At 52.6% G+C, this 16,804-nt stretch carries 15 protein-coding genes; 8 read left to right on the top strand and 7 right to left on the bottom strand.

The window, feature by feature from the left end; all coding sequences use genetic code 11:
• Nucleotides 1-357 precede the first annotated feature (357 nt).
• A complete protein-coding gene (locus tag KHS78_RS08620) occupies nt 358-1,554 on the bottom strand; it encodes a multidrug effflux MFS transporter (RefSeq protein ID WP_211827309.1) in 1,197 nt (398 codons plus the stop codon).
• 118 nt (nt 1,555-1,672) lie between these two features.
• On the opposite strand from KHS78_RS08620, the gene KHS78_RS08615 reads away from it, so the two are divergent.
• The 4 genes from KHS78_RS08615 to KHS78_RS08600 all read left to right on the top strand — a co-directional run bounded on the left by KHS78_RS08615 (nt 1,673) and on the right by KHS78_RS08600 (nt 6,693).
• Nucleotides 1,673-2,641, top strand: coding sequence for a LysR family transcriptional regulator (locus KHS78_RS08615; RefSeq protein WP_211827307.1), 969 nt, complete (start codon nt 1,673-1,675; stop codon nt 2,639-2,641).
• On the top strand, nt 2,634-3,173 hold the full coding sequence (locus KHS78_RS08610) for a hypothetical protein (RefSeq protein ID WP_211827305.1): 540 nt from the start codon (nt 2,634-2,636) through the stop codon (nt 3,171-3,173). The genes KHS78_RS08615 and KHS78_RS08610 overlap by 8 nt, the downstream gene beginning before the upstream one ends.
• A 268-nt stretch (nt 3,174-3,441) precedes the next feature.
• Nucleotides 3,442-5,955 (top strand): hypothetical protein, encoded by a 2,514-nt coding sequence (locus tag KHS78_RS08605; RefSeq protein ID WP_211827303.1) that lies wholly within the window; start codon nt 3,442-3,444, stop codon nt 5,953-5,955.
• Nucleotides 5,956-5,988: 33 nt separating this feature from the next.
• Nucleotides 5,989-6,693, top strand: a complete 705-nt coding sequence (locus KHS78_RS08600; RefSeq protein WP_211827301.1) for an NAD-dependent epimerase/dehydratase family protein — start codon at nt 5,989-5,991, stop codon at nt 6,691-6,693.
• 20 nt (nt 6,694-6,713) lie between these two features.
• Here KHS78_RS08600 and KHS78_RS08595 read toward each other — a convergent pair whose 3' ends face one another.
• The 4 genes from KHS78_RS08595 to KHS78_RS08580 form a co-directional block, all read right to left on the bottom strand.
• Nucleotides 6,714-6,896, bottom strand: coding sequence for a hypothetical protein (locus KHS78_RS08595; protein WP_211827300.1), 183 nt, complete (start codon nt 6,894-6,896; stop codon nt 6,714-6,716).
• Nucleotides 6,897-6,906: 10 nt separating this feature from the next.
• A complete protein-coding gene (locus KHS78_RS08590) occupies nt 6,907-7,626 on the bottom strand; it encodes a DNA-3-methyladenine glycosylase I (protein WP_211827298.1) in 720 nt (239 codons plus the stop codon).
• Between the two features lie 136 nt (nt 7,627-7,762).
• Entirely contained in the window at nt 7,763-9,037 is a 1,275-nt protein-coding gene (locus tag KHS78_RS08585; RefSeq protein ID WP_211827296.1) for an OprD family outer membrane porin, read from the bottom strand.
• 222 nt (nt 9,038-9,259) lie between these two features.
• Nucleotides 9,260-9,637, bottom strand: a complete 378-nt coding sequence (locus KHS78_RS08580; RefSeq protein WP_211827294.1) for an MAPEG family protein — start codon at nt 9,635-9,637, stop codon at nt 9,260-9,262.
• Nucleotides 9,638-9,770: 133 nt separating this feature from the next.
• Here KHS78_RS08580 and KHS78_RS08575 point away from each other — a divergent pair, with 133 nt between their 5' ends.
• The 3 genes from KHS78_RS08575 (at nt 9,771) to brnQ (ending at nt 13,819) form a co-directional block, all read left to right on the top strand.
• Complete coding sequence (locus KHS78_RS08575; RefSeq protein WP_211827292.1) at nt 9,771-10,622, top strand: helix-turn-helix domain-containing protein; 852 nt, start codon at nt 9,771-9,773, stop codon at nt 10,620-10,622.
• Nucleotides 10,623-10,752: 130 nt separating this feature from the next.
• Complete coding sequence (locus KHS78_RS08570; protein ID WP_211827290.1) at nt 10,753-12,117, top strand: MATE family efflux transporter; 1,365 nt, start codon at nt 10,753-10,755, stop codon at nt 12,115-12,117.
• 391 nt (nt 12,118-12,508) lie between these two features.
• Nucleotides 12,509-13,819: a branched-chain amino acid transport system II carrier protein gene (gene brnQ / locus KHS78_RS08565; protein WP_211827289.1), complete on the top strand. Its 1,311-nt coding sequence runs from the start codon at nt 12,509-12,511 to the stop codon at nt 13,817-13,819.
• 26 nt (nt 13,820-13,845) lie between these two features.
• Here the strand turns inward: brnQ and KHS78_RS08560 are convergent, their stop codons facing one another.
• Both KHS78_RS08560 and KHS78_RS08555 read right to left on the bottom strand, forming a co-directional pair.
• Nucleotides 13,846-14,526: a zinc metallopeptidase gene (locus tag KHS78_RS08560; protein WP_211827287.1), complete on the bottom strand. Its 681-nt coding sequence runs from the start codon at nt 14,524-14,526 to the stop codon at nt 13,846-13,848.
• Between the two features lie 166 nt (nt 14,527-14,692).
• Nucleotides 14,693-15,106, bottom strand: coding sequence for a hypothetical protein (locus tag KHS78_RS08555; RefSeq protein WP_211827285.1), 414 nt, complete (start codon nt 15,104-15,106; stop codon nt 14,693-14,695).
• A gap of 184 nt (nt 15,107-15,290) precedes the next feature.
• On the opposite strand from KHS78_RS08555, the gene KHS78_RS08550 reads away from it, so the two are divergent.
• Entirely contained in the window at nt 15,291-16,763 is a 1,473-nt protein-coding gene (locus tag KHS78_RS08550) for a M20 family peptidase (protein WP_211827283.1), read from the top strand.
• Nucleotides 16,764-16,804: the final 41 nt, after the last annotated feature.

Raw genomic sequence — 16,804 nt, 5'->3', positions numbered from 1 at the left:
TGGGCGACTACTCCCCAACGACGCGTGTTGCGTTACAGTCGAAGACTGTGGTCAGTTTGGGTCGTGGTTAGGACTATCTGCGAATTCTGATCCTGATAATGGCGTCGTATTGCGTGTCCATGGGGGACTGGGGCAGGCAATGCATAGGACTAGGCAGGTTATGGCCTGCAATGCAGTGTTTCAGGTAATCACGATTGAACGCAATGTTCACTCAGGTCATGCTCATTTCGGGAAGACGTTGGCAATCTAAAGGCAAGTCGTGAAGGAAGTCAATGCGTAATTTATCAGCGTTGAGCGATGGGTTTTCCGGCATGATCGCCATGGCAGGCAGGGGATGACTGCCATGGCGCTCTGAGTTTAACTGGTTACTGGATCTACAAGTCTATTGTCGCTTTGTGTTTTGCCTGTGGCTGTGACCAGGCAGGCGAAGACTGCCATCACCAGCATCAGAATGGCCAGTGTCAACCGGTGCGCGAAAGGGCTGGCCTGGGCAAGGATGCTGACCAGTGCTGCGCCCAGCATCTGGATACAGACCAGCAGGGCGGACGCTGTGCCGGCGATATGGGGAAAGTCGGCCAGGGCACGGCTGGTGGCTGCACCCAATAGCCAGGCAAACCCACAGCAGGCAACCATCACTGGCACCATGAATGACCACGCGGTTTGCATATCCAGCCAGTATCCCCCGGCCATCAAGGTTGCCCCTGTCAGCATCATCAGGCTGCCGATGATCATGCAGCCGGATTCTCCCAGCAGAAACATGCTGCGCCCAGCGGCAAAGCTGCCGGCCATGATGACCAGGGCGTTGGCGCCGAACAACAGGGCGAATGTTGTTGTAGAAATCCCCATGTTGCTAATCAAGACCTGCGGGGCAAACGACACGTAACTGAGAATAACTGACATAGCCCCCATGCAGCAGAGGCTGTACAGCACAAAGGTACGATGCCCCAACAGTTCGCGATAACTGGCCAGTACGCCTAACGGGCGCTGGCTGGTGACATCCGGGCGGGTTTCCGGCAGCTTGACGGTGACCAGTACAAGACTGGCGAGTGCAAACAGGGCCAGGAACACAAAATTGGCCTGCCAGCTGAACGCGGCCGCCAGTGCACCACCCAGGCTGGGGGCGAGTGCCGGTGCGATGTTCAGGGCACCATTCAGGTAACTGTAAGCCTGCGCCGCATCACGGGGAGGCAGCCTGTCGCGCACCACGGCAAACGCAACGGTGGTCGTACAACAGGCGCTGGCGCCCTGGAGCATCCGTAGCACAATGAGCTGATCAATGGTTTGGCAGAGGAGGATCAGCAGGGAACTGGTCATGTACATCACGATGCCAGCCATGGCGATGGGGCGTCGTCCGAAGCGGTCGGTCAACGGTCCTGCGGCCAGCTGGCCGAGTCCCATGCTCAGGATGAACAGGCTGAGCGTATACTGGACCTTGTCAGCGGTCGTGTTGAAATACTCAATGATGGTGGTGAAAGAAGGCAGGTAAATATCCACCCCCAGCGGACTGAACAGCACGAGCAGGATCAGTACGCCCATTAAACTGCGTTGTGGCAAGGAAGTCTCCCGGAAATATAAGGCGAACGTCTGGTATTGCCGGGAATGATACGATCGCTATGATATGAATCCTAATGAAATAACCTGTCGTCGTGTTTTCCATTTTGGAATAGTTGTCATGACCCTGGACCGTCTGTTCCGCCTTGATTTGAAATTGTTGGTTGGCTTCATTGCGTTGCTTGAAGAGCGCAGTGCCAGCCGCGCGGCTTTGCGTCTGCACCTGAGCCAGTCGGCGATCAGTAAGCTGCTGGGCCGACTGCGGGAACTGTTCGATGACCCGCTGTTTGTCCGGGTGGCCCACGGTCTGGAGCCGACGCCTCGGGCGATCCAATTGGAAGGCGGTATCCGTTTGGCGCTCCGGCAGTTGATGTCGGCGGTAGAGCCGGAGATCTTTTCACCAGAACGCTCCCAGCGCCACTTCGTGCTGGCCAGCATTGGCAGTGCCTACCCGGTGTTGCTGACGGGCCTGTTTGGGCGCATCCAGACACTGGCGCCCGGGGTGACCATGAACTGTTATGACTGGCAGCCAGACTCCATCAACCAGCTCCAGCAGGGGCGCATTGAGCTGGCAGTGATTGCCAAGGAGGTGACGGACAACCCGACCTACGGCACGTCGGGTTTGCCCCGTTCCCTGCGGTATCGTGAGCTGGCGGAAGACCGCAATGTCTGCCTGATGCGGAAGGAGCACCCGGCGTCGTTGGGCAGGGAATGGGATCTGGCGACCTATCTCAGGCAGTCCCATGTTCAGGTTTACTGTGAAGGCCGGGATTACTGGATGCTGGACTATCGCCTCGACCAGATGAACCTGCGGCGCAACATCACCGTACGGGTACCGGACTTTTATGCCGCGTTGAGTATCTGTGAACACAGTGACCTGATCTTCACAGCGCTGAACCTGTTTGCCGGTGAGGCCCTGAAACACCATGCTGTGGTGCAGTTGCCACTGCCGCTTTCCCTGGAACCGGTGACCTATCTGCTGGTCTGGCATGAGCGTTATGATAATGACAGCGCCCATATCTGGCTGCGGGAGCGTATCATTGAGCATGTTGGTGCCCGGATGGTGTCGGAGGGCAGCGAGCGTGTCTAGCGCCTTGCCGCCGCCGGGGGATGGCATTATCCTGCCTGTCCCCGGTAGGGTCATAAGCTGGCCAGATCGGCGACGTTACCCCTTGATAATGGATAATTTCCTGACCATGACTGACTGTTGCACGGACGAGCGTTACCGGAACATCCCTGCTGACTTACTGGATGAGCTGGGCAATGTGTTTGCCCTGATACCAAAGGCCGCTCGCGGGCCGATCAACATGCTGCGCTATGGGCCGGGCCTGATGAAGGATATGAATGCCTGTCAGCAACCGCTGGGCGGTTGGCTGGCGCAGTTTTCTGAGAGTGAGCGGGATGAGGCGGCGGCGCACGTCATCTCACAGGCTATCCTGTCCAAATCCATGGACCGCAAGAGTATCCTAACCATTCGGAAGCTTTTTATCGGGGCAACTGAGGATAAAAGCAAGGATATGAGCCGAAAGGTTGAGAAGACGATCCTCGGGCATGCAATCAGGATTGACTGTTCGTTACAGGCGGTAGGAGAAGGACTGGCTCTCGCGTTAGAACATATCTGAAAGATATCTATTTTCATGTTTTTTATGTCAAAAAGTGATGATGTTTGCCAGAACCATTCAATGGTTAGTAATACTGGACAGTGTGGTTAGTGATGGTGTTAACCCGATCATGACAGACTTTGTCAGATGTATAAGAAGTCTATAAAAGGATGTTTTCATGGGTTCTCCCTCGTTATCGCCCAAGGGTTCAATAGTAGATCTCTCGGGGGCCAATTCACTGCCAAGCCCGGATCGAAGGTGTTCCAGTGGATCTACAGACTCAGCCGAGATGGCAGGACTGACAGTAGATCAAGCTGGTGACGTGCCAAACCAGATGCCTCCCCCTAAAAAAAGGTTCGGGGAGTTTCGGGCGCTGGTAGGACGTAAAGTTGCGGTTCTTGAGGAAAAATGGGGAAAAGCCAAGGAGAATGCTGATGCCAAGGTGGCAAAAGTAAAGGGTTTTGTATCCAGATTTAAAAGTCGGGAGTCTTCATCAGGCAGCAATAACAATACACGCCAAGGTCCAGGAATATTCACCATATCTCAACGGGTAGGCTCCCCTAACACTTTTCCAAGTAGTGTAGGACGCTCGGATGACATAGAAACGGATTCTGCAGAGGACGTTTTGGCTACACTACCCCCTGAGTCTGACGTTACAGCAGCTCACCCCGGCCAGATAAGTGTTACTGCTTCTAGGGGAAATATTTTAGAAACAGGTAGCACCGGAGTGGGGGCGGGTGATACTGCGTCAACACTTACATCAGGAGTGTATGTAACTGCTCAAAATTCACTGGTAGATACGGAGTCAACCTCAGGGGCAGATACAGCGTCAGTTTTACTACAGACCGATATGTTGGGCGATACTAACGCTGACGACAGAAGTCTTTCAGTAAATAATGGACAGTCATCATCCGATTATCCAACTTTAACAGCAGCAGTCGAGGATACGGTCGTTTCAGCTGTGCCCAGTAGCATTATTTGTGCCTCGCACTTGGGTACGCCAGAAGAACGTCACTTAAAAGAAAGACCTGAAGCCTGTAGTGATGCAGGAAATGCGTCAAAAGATGAAGATGCGGAAGAACGGGCGAGATGCCTCATAGAACCTGAAGTTGTGGTGCACGATGCCTCCCTAGAACAACCTGACACTATACCTGCAGCTCATTTGAACAGCACAGACAGCCCTGCTGTAATCCCCATTACTGTAGAGGGTGAAGGGAGAGGATCGACCAGCTCAGAAGCTGGTGAAGATATTCCTTTTCTACATGCTGTTAAGGCAAATGCCGGTAGTTCGATCAGTCATAGGTCGGTTGTTACTGATGGTGTGGATGAGGTAATTACTCTTAGTCCCGACAACGGTGCCTCGCCGGGGGGGGGCAGTAGTCCGCCTGAATCGTGCGGAGCAATGCTTTGGAGGCGTTTTAAGACCGCTATGTCAGAATTGGGCCAGTTGATTGGAGGGCTAATTGATAAGCTACTGGCATTATTTAACTGTACTGAAACAAGTGATGATGGCCCTTCAGGAAGTGGCGGTGGCCAAAGACCTTCACCCTCAGCATCAATCAAGGATACCGGTAATAAGGATAAGGGACCTGTTCAGGGTAATGAATCTCCACAGGGGGGGGCTCAGGCCGGGAAAGGAAAAGAAACCGATGACGCAGAGGGTGACCAAAGGCGTCGTGCAATACTGGCAATGCAATCCCTTAACAGTAGTTACAATTCATCTCTACGACAGCACGAATCTGATAATCCTCATGAAGCTTCGTTGTGTGTTGAGTTGACTTCATATAGAGCTCTCGACTCTTTGGTTGTTCCAATGAGTACGTCACGTAGAAGTCATGCTCCGTGCACTCCTCTGGAAAAGGATGTGGGGAATAGTGAAGTCTCAAGTTTTCAGAGGGTGACGACGGGTGATCATCAAATGCGACTAGAAAATCTGGAAGCTGAAGGTCATAAGTCAGATGTTGCTAGTGATCCAGCTCATTGTGGCGAACAAACCTTGGAGGTGAGTGGCCCTCAAGGCTGTGAACACACACTCGACCTGATTGATGACGAAGGTGCTAGTTTACCGAGACTCTCACCGAGTCATTCGATGGACAGACTCCCCACAACAAGTGCGCATGATGATGAAATGGCAGGAGCCTGCGGTACTCAATCTGGTTTGGGGAGTTTGTGCAGTCAAGCGCAATTGTCTCAAGTTGAGCGATTTACTCAACGATTGAATGAGGAACAGCGTGCCTGCTTCTCTTCTGCAATAGACGAAGCGAGAGAGTTTTTTACCGATCTCATTGAATTGAATCATCATTTTCAGGAGGTCAATAAAATTAAATGGTATCGAAGAAAGAGTTACGCAGAAAGTAAAATACAACCGGTCATTAGCACAATGAATCAGAGATCTGTTTCTATGCAGGAGGACTGCAATAGATTATTCGGTTTGCTGAATATTACCGATGATCATGATAAAGATATCATTGTTGAGGCGATGTTAAATTCAGTTTTCAGGGAAACAGATCCTTTAAAGGAAGGTGGTTCTGAAAAGAAAGGCGCTGTAAAGATGAATAGTGAAACTTTACAGTTTTTTGTTGATAAGGTGCAAGAATTCAAAAATAATAAAGGGTTAGATGATACTTGTTTTGTTAATGTTGACATAACTATTGGAGAGGCAATAGGGGGACCGGTGGGAGATGCCGTTGCTTGGCTTATGCCAAATTTTCCGCATTTTACATTGGCAATTGATTGTAGGTATGGAACGCTATTACGCGTTCTTAAAGGGCAGCGAGTGAGTGCAGCACTGAGTCGCAAATAAACAGAAGAAATGTAAACTGGCGAGAATGACAGAATGAATGCAGTGTCTTGCCCTGAAGGTAAAAAAACGGCGTCATTAACCGCTATGGTGCTGGGGGCAACGGGAGCAACGGGGCGTATTTTGATGGAGCGCCTCCTGACGAGTGACGTCTATCAAAGAGTGATCGTCATTCATTATCGGCCCACATCATGGGCAACGCATCCCAAGGTGACTGAACAGATCCTATCGCTGGACCAACTGGGATCGCTCCACTGCGACACATCGGTTGATGAAGTGTTCTGCTGCCTGGGTACAACGATACGTCGTGCGAGAAGTCGGGCGGCTTTTCGGCAGGTTGATCATGATTATGTTATCGCTCTTGCCCGGTGGGTTTGTGCCAACCAGAAACCCCGTCTGCACCTGATCAGCGCTTATGGCGCCAACTCAAAATCCCGCGCCTTTTATATGCGAGTGAAGGGCGAGGTGGAAACCTCACTCAAAGCCATGGGGCTGGCGTCGCTGGTGATTTATCAACCCTCTCTGCTGCATGGCGAACGGGATGAATTCCGGCCGGCAGAGCAAATCGGGTTTTATGCATTGTCCGTACTTACTGCTATTCCATTGCAGGCAATCCGACAGTACCGGCCTACACGCATCAGCGCTTTGGCAGAGGCGATGTACCAGCAGTCCCTGGCAGAGCGAAAACCATTAGCCGTGTTACAGCCCGACGATATTGCGGTGTTTGAACAAACGGCCTGATTATCTCATCCAGTCAGTGGTTAGCCGCCAAACAGTTCCATCAGGAGTCGCCCAACCAGCAGAATGAATACCAGTACCATAATGGTGCTGGACATCCTGCTTTGCGTTTCAGCCGATACGGGCCTGGCATACCGCTCCAGTACCATGACCAGTACGCCCAGCACGGCGAAGAGAACCAGAAGGATTGTCAGCAGCTTGGTCATCGCGGATTCCTTATGCGGGTGCAGGTTCTTCTGTCTGGGTGGTCTGTATGCGATTGTCGCCAGTGCTCAAGGCAACCAGACGACTGAGTTCGGACAATGAACGACCACTGTCTTCCTGCAGCTGATTGAAGAATGCCTGAATTTGTTGCTGAGAGCGTTTGGTGCTGGCGCTGCCATCGATGACCTTGTGCGCGCGCAGATAGCCTTCCACATCACGACTGAGGATAAAGGTATCCTTACCAAGTGCCCGCAGGGCATAAGGGCCGGTATTGCCACCCAGTCTGGAACCATGCTTTTTCAGGTATTGCCATAATCCGATGATGTTGTCGGTTGGCCAGTCAGCAATAAATGTGGCAAAGCTGCCGTGTTGGCGTTGCACATCGCTGATCATGATGGCGTTATCGCGAATACTCCAGACTTTCTTCAGGTGCCGGATGATGCGTGGATCAGCGGCTTTTCGTTCCAGCATGTCGTCCGGCATCATCAGCAGTTTTTCAATATCGAAGTGCCAGAACAGCTCTTCAAAAGCCGGCCATTTGTTATCCACCACACGCCAGACAAAGCCGGATTGGAAAACCTTGCGGGTGAATTCTGCCAGGTAGCGGTCTTCGCCAAGCTGCGTTAGTGCTTTTTGGGGCAGTGATTTGGGTAACAGCCCTTCAAGTGCCTGTTCGCCACCTTTGCGCTCGCAGGCGCGTTGATAAAGCGTTTGGTAACTTTCTGCTTGCACGTTAATCACCCTGGCATCACGGACGACCAGTGTAACGTATCCTCTCTTGACGGGTTACTGTCTTCGTACGGATTTGTCTGCACAAAAAAACGCCACCCGGAGGTGGCGTTGTTGAAGTTAATAAGCAAAGAATTGCTTAGAAGACTTCGTAGGTGTAGGTCAGGTAGACACGGTTGATATCGGCGTCATACAGGGCGCCAAGCAGATCATCCCGATTTGGATCTGTAGAGGTGCCACTGGTGCGGTAAGCAGCGTGGTACCAGGCAAGAGACAGGCCTTCGAGCTTGCCAGAGAAATCATAGTTGACATAGGCACCCAGCTCTTTCTGCTTGAAGTTGTCGATGTCTTTGGCGTCTTCACCGTTGGCATACCATACATCCACGCTCAGGCCTGGAACGTGGTCGCTGAAGTCATAACCGGCACTGAAGAGGAATGCCTTTTCATCTTCGTAGTTATAACCTTCCCACTGGTCCAGTGAGGAGTTATAAGTACCGTGGTCACCGTCGTAGAGGGCGTTGTTATAGTCGCCGTCTTTGGTCTTGTTGTAACCCAGGCCAACATAAGCGTTGCCGAAGCTCAGCGTGGCGTTGTAGTTGGTGTAGGAAGACTTGTAGCCGTCATCCCCATAGAGGCGGCCGTCTTCTTTGACTTTTCCGTAACGGGCGTCAAGGTCAACGCTCATGTTGTCGGCAACGTCGAAGCTGTAGCCAACCTTGGCAAAGGACTTCTTCAGGTAGTCCTTGGAGTTGGCCTGTTCAGCCACCAGGCTCAGACCGCTGATTTCATAACCGGCACCAAAGATCTTAATGTCATCGATCTTCTCGCCGTTTTCATTTTCCAAGTCATGCTTGAAGGTTGATGCGTTACGGGCACTGGCTCCAGTGAGACGAGTGGCGTACAGATCTACGCCATAAACATTGGCTGCCAGGTCAACGCCGTAGCTGGATGAGTTCAGGATACGTGAACCACTGTCACCGTAGGTTTCAAGGCCACGTTTCTTAACGCCATAAGTACCGTAAAGGCTAAGATCGTCATCACCGAATTTTGCTTTCAGGTAAGCCTGCTGGAAACCAGCGATATCGTTGACATTACCGTTATCGCCAACAGGAACGTTTGACGGATTGCTGGGATAACCATCGCCCTGAGTTTTGGAATTAATATCATTTGCAAAACCTGCCTGAATATCAATACCAATGACATCTGCAAAGTATCCAGATTGATAGTCAGCGACTAAGGCCTGTACCCATTCTTCGCTGTCATTTGAACTGGATACATCATTTTCCCAGAAATAGTTCTTATAGGTGAAGCTCAGCGAGCTGTCGTCAACAAAGCTGTTGTCAGCCTGTGCAGCAGTTGCCCCCAATGCCGCAGCGACAGCAACGCTTAATGCGCTCTTTTTCAACATTTTCATTATGGTGTACCCACTCCAAGGTATGTTGTTTTTGTTGGTAGTTATGCTTAGAAGCGCTGACCCACATGCAAACAGCATGCCTCCCCGAGGCCAGGCACATACGTACATAACGAAGCGCTAGTGTTAATCAGTTGTAGAAAAAATTCAACAATGTGTCACATAAAGGTGCATGTTTTGTCATCAAATTGTGTAGAGAGTCAGTTGATATACCTGTCTGGGTGGTCAGGTAGAGACAACAAACAGGGCGATCACACAACCATAGGCCGCGAACCAGGACAGTGAGCGCAGCATGTGTTTGTCCACCAGGTAAAAGACACCGTACAGGACACGCAGGCCGATAAACGCCAGAGCCAGCTGGTCAATGGTGGCTTGACTGGCAACGCCGATCTGGTGCGCGATGATCACCGCTGCGGCAAAGATAGGCAGTGCTTCAAAGCAATTTTGCTGTGCCCAGTTTGCCCGTGCGCTGAGACCTTCCAGGCCGACATAAAAATCCCGGGGGCGACGGTTGTTGTAACCCGGTGTCGTGCTTTTGGAGATGAGGGTAAAAACGAATGGCATCATGGCAGCTGCCAGGACACACCAGTAAGCGGTTGTCATCATGTGCTCCTGTCTTTTGTTGTTGGAATTATCAGGGTTGAGAGTGTGGGCGAAGCGGATAGGCAAGCCCCGGTTCGTGCCGCATAATGCCACATCTCTGTGCACAACGCCTGAGTTTGTTCCCGGATGATACATGGCGATCATGGCCAGCACCGATATTGAGCATTACCGGCTTCCCGATGAAGAACCTCTTCAAATCATTCGCGTGGATGAAACGAATCGGCAAAGCTTTCAGCGGCGTCCGCACCGGCATGACTATTTTGAGGTGGTCTGGACAGAAACGGGGGAAGGTGAACACAGCATTGATTTCACGGCATTTCCGCTCAGGCCAAGAACGCTTTACCTGATAGCGCCGGGACAGGTTCACCAGATAGTCACGCCGCCGGAGCTGATGTATGTGTTGACGTTTCAGGCGGATTTCATCGAGTCAGGCTACCGCAATCGTCTATTGCTTCAGGAAGCTTTTGCCACTTTCAGTATTGAACGTGCCTGTATCCATCTGGATCATCTGGGGTATCGGCATCTCGATCACCTGGGTGAAATTATGGATGATGAAATTCACCGTGAAACACCAGACTGGGATCTGCTTGAGTCACTGCTGACAGCCTTTCTTCATTACCTGACGCGCTATCTGCCAGATTTTACGCCAGAGTCTGTCTACATTGATCCACGCATCATGAATCTGTTCGACCTGCTGGAATCCCACTATAAAAACCAACGGCATACGTCGTTTTATGCCGGGCAGATTGGCCTGACGCCCAAGCGACTCAATGAATTAACCCGTCAGAACCTGGGTAAAACCGTGACCCAGTTGCTTCATGAACGCGTGATCGTTGAAGCACGCAGGGAGCTGACCTTTACCCCCAAAACGATCAAGACCATCGCCTATGAGCTGGGTTTTGAGGATGTCGCCTATTTCTGTCGTTTTTTTCGTCGGGAGACCGGCGTCTCCCCTTTGGGGTTTCGCAAACAGGTGTTTGCCTGACAGGTGCTAAAAACACCATAAAACGGGCAATGCATCCATTTCTGTTCCATTTTCTGTGCCGGATAATGCCATGAATCCTGTGGTGCCTGTTGTTTAGGTACCCGTCGTTTCATAAGGTGTAATGGCAACGATGGCATCAATTAACCTGAGAACCGATCCCATCGGTTCAAGTTTCCTGCATTACCTGCTGCCGGCTGTCAGCGGCATGGTGGTGAAATCCCTGTATGTCATGGTCGATACGATCATGGTTGGCCGTGGCGTCGGGCCGGATGCATTGGCGGCGCTGGCGTTGACCATTCCGTTTTTTGCGCTGTTTCTGGCGCTGTCTCTGATGATTGGCGTCGGTGGTTCGGCCCTGATGTCGATCCGGTTTGGGCGTGGGGAGTATGAAGAGGGTCAGGCGCTGTTCTCGCAGTCCATGCTGTTGACGCTGATTATCAGCACTCTGCTGGTTGCTACCGGGCTTTACTGGCTGGATGACCAGGTGTTAATAACCGGCGCCAGTGGGGCATTGTTCGAAATGACCCGCGACTACCTTGGCATCATGTTGCTATTTTTTGTTGTCTATTCGTTGGGCTGGGTCATGTCCTGTTTTGTGCGCAATGACACCAACCCGCGCCTTGCAATGGTTGCACTGATTGCGAGTGCGCTCACCAACCTGGTGCTGGATTACCTCTTCATCTTTGTCTTTCACTGGGGCGTCCAGGGGGCGGCACTGGCAACCGGTATTTCCCAGCTGGTCTTGTTTGGTGGTGTGCTGCTGCACTTCTTTGGCGGGAAAGGTGTCCTGCGCTTGAAGATGCCTGAGTTTCGCTTTGATCATATGCCGAAAATCATCAGTACCGGACTACCGACGTTTTTCATTGAGTCGACCGTTGGCGTCAGTACGCTGGTGTTCAACTGGGTACTGATTCGTACGGGTGGGGATCTCTATGTCACTGCCTACAGTATCGTGATCAACGTTGCCGTGCTGGTGTTGTTTATCCTGATGGGGATTGGCCAGGCCTGCCAGCCCATCATCAGCTTCAATCATGGCGCCAGTGCCTCTGACCGGGTACGGCAGACGTTAATGCTGGGGATTAAAACGGCCATTGCTGTGGGAGTCTCTGCGCTGTTGTTGGCAACTTTTGCCTCAGACTGGCTGGTCAGCTTGTTTGTCTCCGACAACCCGGCGTTGTCTGAGCTGGCCGGTTTTGCGATGCCCCTGTATTTCCTGGCGTTCCCCTGCATGGCGGTGAACCTGTTGATTGCGTCGCTGTTCCAGGCCATTGAACACCCCATGACGGCAACAGTTTTGTCACTGGTGCGAGGCTTTGGGTTTGTGGTGCTGGGCCTGATGTTGCTGCCGGCACTGTTTCCTGAAGCAGGTGTCTGGTTGGCGGTACCCTTTGCTGAAGTGATGACAATGGCGGGAAGTCTTTACCTCTATCTACGATACCGGCAGCAGACGGTGGGAGCTGTGTCCCTGCATGCCAGCAGATTACACAACGTTTGATCAATGTTATGGGTGATTCGGGCTGTGTTGAGCCAACTGGCCAACATGGCCTGGAACATTAATCGGTGAACGCATGGGGTGGAGATAGGTATATCTCGCATTGTGACTCTTGACTAAAACCGGTAGTTTTCATAATCCTTACCGTTTAAAAAGATTGCTTTGAAACAATGACCTCCCTGCAAAGCCTGAATCCAGCTTACGCAGATGCCGCCAACCATGCGGTAGTGGTCATTGTGGCTGCCATTATTACCCTGATTATTATCATCTAGGGTCGGCAGCTATTGTATTGCCGGCCCGAACCGAAGGGCCGGCGGCAGAACCCATCATCGAATTTCATCCCTGTCCCCCCCCTTCGCAAGGTCCGGCTCCATTGATTGACTGGAGTCTGAAGATGCGACGACAAGATTTATTAGCCCTTGGTTTCATGACGTTCGCCCTGTTTCTCGGGGCGGGAAATGTGATTTATCCACCCATGGTCGGCCAGCAGGCAGGCGATCATTTATTGTTTGCAGCCGCCGGCTTCCTGATAACGGCGGTTGGCTTGCCACTGATGACGCTGGTATCCATGGCGCTGGCGGGCGGCCCACAAAAGCTGACAGCCGATATCCCCCGGCGCTGGCACCAGGTGTTCTGGACAGCGTTATTTCTGGTCATCGGCCCTGCGTTTGCGATACCTCGTATGGCCGTCGTCGCCTATGAAATGGGGTTCCTGCCCTTTGTCGAGCAACCTCAGGGCTGGCATCTGGCGCTGTACTCGGCTGTCTTTTACCTGCTGGCCTGGGTGTTTGCCTTGAACCCCGGTTCTTTGATCAAGACGGTTGGCAAGTTGATGACACCGGCATTGATACTGTTATTGGTGGCCATTGCCTGGGGAACCTTGAGTAACCCCCAGGGCGCGATAGTGTTTGCGGTTGGCGATTATGTCCATCACCCGTTCAGTGAAGGGCTTGTCCAGGGCTATATGACTATGGACTGCCTGGCGGCGCTGGGTTTCGGCGCGGTGATAGCCAATACCGTACGCAGCCTGGGCGTGACCCAGCCAGTCATGATGGCGCGCTATACGGTGTATGCCGCGTTAATGGCCGCTGTCGGGTTAGGGCTGGTTTACCTGGTGTTAATGTACCTTGGCGCCACCAGTCATGAAGTGGCCGGGCAGGCAACGAACGGCGGGCAGGTGCTGGCACTCTACGTAGCGGCCTTGTTTGGTTTACCCGGCAAAGTGCTGCTGGCCAGTGTCATAATGCTGGCCTGTCTGACGACAGCGGTCGGTGTTGGCGCCTCCTGTGCAAATTTCTTCAGTACCCAGAGCCAGCGTTTGAGTTATACGACGGCTATCACCGTTATCATGTTGGCATCAGCGGTGGTTGCCAATGTTGGACTGACGCAGCTGATCACATTATCCGTTCCCGTGGTGGTTACGCTGTATCCGTTGGCTGTCGCTTTTGTGGTGTTGGGACTGCTGCGCCGAGGCCTGTCAGCACCTGGTGATGTGTATTTTACGGTGACACTGGTCACTGCCTGTTTCGCCGTTCTGGATGGCTTGAAAGCCGCTGGCCTGTTGCCAACGGTAGTGACAGAAGCACTCAGTCACTGGTTGCCATTGTTTGATGCTGGCCTGGGCTGGTTGCTGCCCTTTGCCGTGACCCTGGTAACGACCTGGGCCGGACAGCGGTATCGCCGGGCATTGCAGCCACAATCATAACGCGGGGCGTGAAGGCGCTGACGTTGTCAGCGCCGCAGTATGGCGATCCATCGTCCCACATTCAGCAGGCTGGCCAGGGTTGCTGCAACATAGGTGTAGGCCGCGGCCCGCAGTACCTGTCGTGCGCCGGGCATATCGTCCGGACTGAGATAGCCTTCTTCAAGGATCGGCAGTGCCCGGTTGAAGCTGGCATCCAGCTCAACGGGCAACGTCATCAGCTGTACCCAGGTGGCGGCCAGCATACCGGCGAGAGCCAGCAGAATGGTTACCAGGGCGGTGTGAGGCAGTTTCGTCAACAGGGGGAGCAGTGGCGTTGCCATGATGGCAATGGTGCTGAAACGTTCAATCCGCTGAGTGGTTTGGATACGTTTCTGGCGATTCATGAAACGCGGGTCTTGATGATGGTGCTGTAAGGCGTGGCCGACTTCGTGGGTAGCGACGGCAACGGCTGTGACAGATCGGCCGTCATAATGATCCGGAGAAAGCGACACAAGCCGTTTTTCCGGATCGTAATAATCTTCATGGGGGCCGCCACGCTGTACCGTTACGTCCAGGCCGAATCGTTCAATCAGGTGCTCGGCCAGTTCGCCACCGGTACCGGGCATATCGGCCCGTTCAGTGCCGTAACGCCGCAGTGTCCGTCTGACCCACCATTGAGGCAGACAGGCCAGTACCAGAATGAGCAGACCGATAATGGCCACAATCATGAAGCGTTTCTCCCATACAGCTTCGATGTGTTATTGGCTGGCCGGGTGAATGGTGGCCAGCCTTTATCATTGGAGTGGGGGTGATTATGCCTGCCGGCAGAACGCCATGCCAGAGACTAACGGTTAGACAGATCTGTCCAATCGGTGCGGAGATCCTCGGTCTAATTCAGTTTACCGCCTTGTTGAGGTCTTCTGGGCGACCCAGCCAGAATGCCCCCACTTCATCCAGCTGATAGGTCACAATCCGGTCCTTAACAAACGGCATCTCTGCCAGAATTGAATGAGCATCAGCCGGTGTTGCGGCACGAACAAAAAAGGCAACGGTACCGATATGCTGGCCTTCACGGTCTGTCGGCTTGGGATCCAGGTAGACATTTTCAATCTTGCCGGCCTTCCAGTGTTTTAGCAGGCTGCCCGCCTGTTCTGACAGGCGTTCATCGAAGGCCTTGCGGTTAACAACGGATTTCGGATCCCAGGTGACCAGGTAGTAGTGGTTGAGGCTCGATGTGTTGGTATCTGATGCCGTTGCAGCATGGGCATTCACTGAACTCAATATCAGCAATGGCAGTAAAAGGGACATTATCGCTAAGCGTAAACATTGATGTAAGACGAATGTCGTTTTGAGGGCAGGGCAACGCATAAGTCAGGTTCCTCTGTTGAATAAAGCGAGAGGCGGGCGTGTTGGGCATTACATAAAACGGCTTAAATTATGGTTGCTCTTCCGTTAGAGTGCAGGCGGATGATAACGACAGAGAATGATAATAATGAAAAAAATCGTTACAGGTTTGGCTGTCCTGTTTTCATTGCTGATGACTGTCATAGTCGTCAGGACCTTGCTGTATACCGATACCGAAGCCTCTGAGTCCAATATTCCGGCGGTGGATGTCTCACTGGATGCTGACCCTGTTGTCCGTCGGTTGTCGCAGGCGATTCAGTTCCCAACGATATCCCATGGCGGTAACGCCTTTGATGCCGAAGCGTTTGCTGCATTCAATCATTTCCTGCTTGAGAGCTTTCCCCGGGTTTATAGCCAGCTGAAGGTTCAACAGATCAATGACTACAGCCTGTTAATGGAGTGGCAAGGTAAGGATGACAAGCTTCAGCCTATCCTGTTGATGTCGCATATGGATGTGGTGCCTGTGATTCCCGGAACGGAAGCGTCATGGACATGGCCGCCCTTTGAAGGAAAAGTTGCAGATGGTTACATCTGGGGGCGTGGTACGGTAGATGACAAATCCGGTGTACTGGGCATTCTTGAAGCAACGGAAAAGCTGTTGGCCGAAGGTTATCAACCGGAACGGAGTGTGTTTCTTGCCTTTGGACACGATGAAGAAATCGGTGGGCAAAAGGGCGCCGTGACCATTGCGTCACTGCTGAAGGAGCGTGGATTGCGTTTTGAATACGTTCTGGACGAGGGAGGAGTTGTCACAAAAGGCGTTGTGCCGGGTATTGAAGGGCTGGTGGCAGTTATTGGACCAGGTGAAAAAGGTTACCTGTCACTCAAACTGACCGCAAAAGGTGGCGGTGGTCACTCGTCACAGCCACCTTCGGAAACGGCCATTGGGCGGTTGGCAAATGCTCTGTCACGGTTGGAGGAAGAACCCTTCCCCATCAATTTGCAATATACGGCAGATTTCATTCAACAGCTTGGGGCGGAAGTTCCGTTTGAGCAGCGTATGCTGTTTGCCAATCGCTGGTTGTTTGAACCGTTTGCCGATGGTCTGGTACCCGATGTGCCGGCGCTGATGGCCGGTATGCGTACGACGACAGCGCCGACCATGCTCAGCGGTAGCGTCAAGGATAATGTGTTGCCGCTCAATCCCAGTGCGGTGGTGAATTTCCGGATTCTACCGGGCGAAACCGTGGAGACTGTCACGGCGCGGGTTAGGGAGGTCATTGATGATGACAGCATTACACTGGAGCATTATGGCTTTGGCAGTAACCCATCCCGGGTGTCGCCGACGGACAGCTTTGGCTACCAGCAGCTGGAGCGGAGTATCCATGAGGTGATTGCCGATCCATCACTGCGTGTTGCTCCCAGGATTGTGATCGCGGCGACAGATGCCCGACATTTTGATGCGTTGACGGACAGCAGTTACCGTTTCCTGGGCGTCACGCTGGGGCCGAAGGAACTGAAGGGCATCCATGGTACGGACGAGCGGGTGTCGGTTGACAGCTACCTGCAGGCGGTGAAGATTTATTACCAGTTAATCCGGAATTCGACCGGCAAATCCTGAGTAAACAACTCCGGCAGTGTTTTAGACTGCCGGAGCTCCTT

This window comes from Kistimonas asteriae (assembly GCF_018263925.1).
Lineage (GTDB): Bacteria > Pseudomonadota > Gammaproteobacteria > Pseudomonadales > Endozoicomonadaceae > Kistimonas > Kistimonas asteriae.
This window is presented reverse-complemented; position numbering and strand designations above follow the sequence as displayed.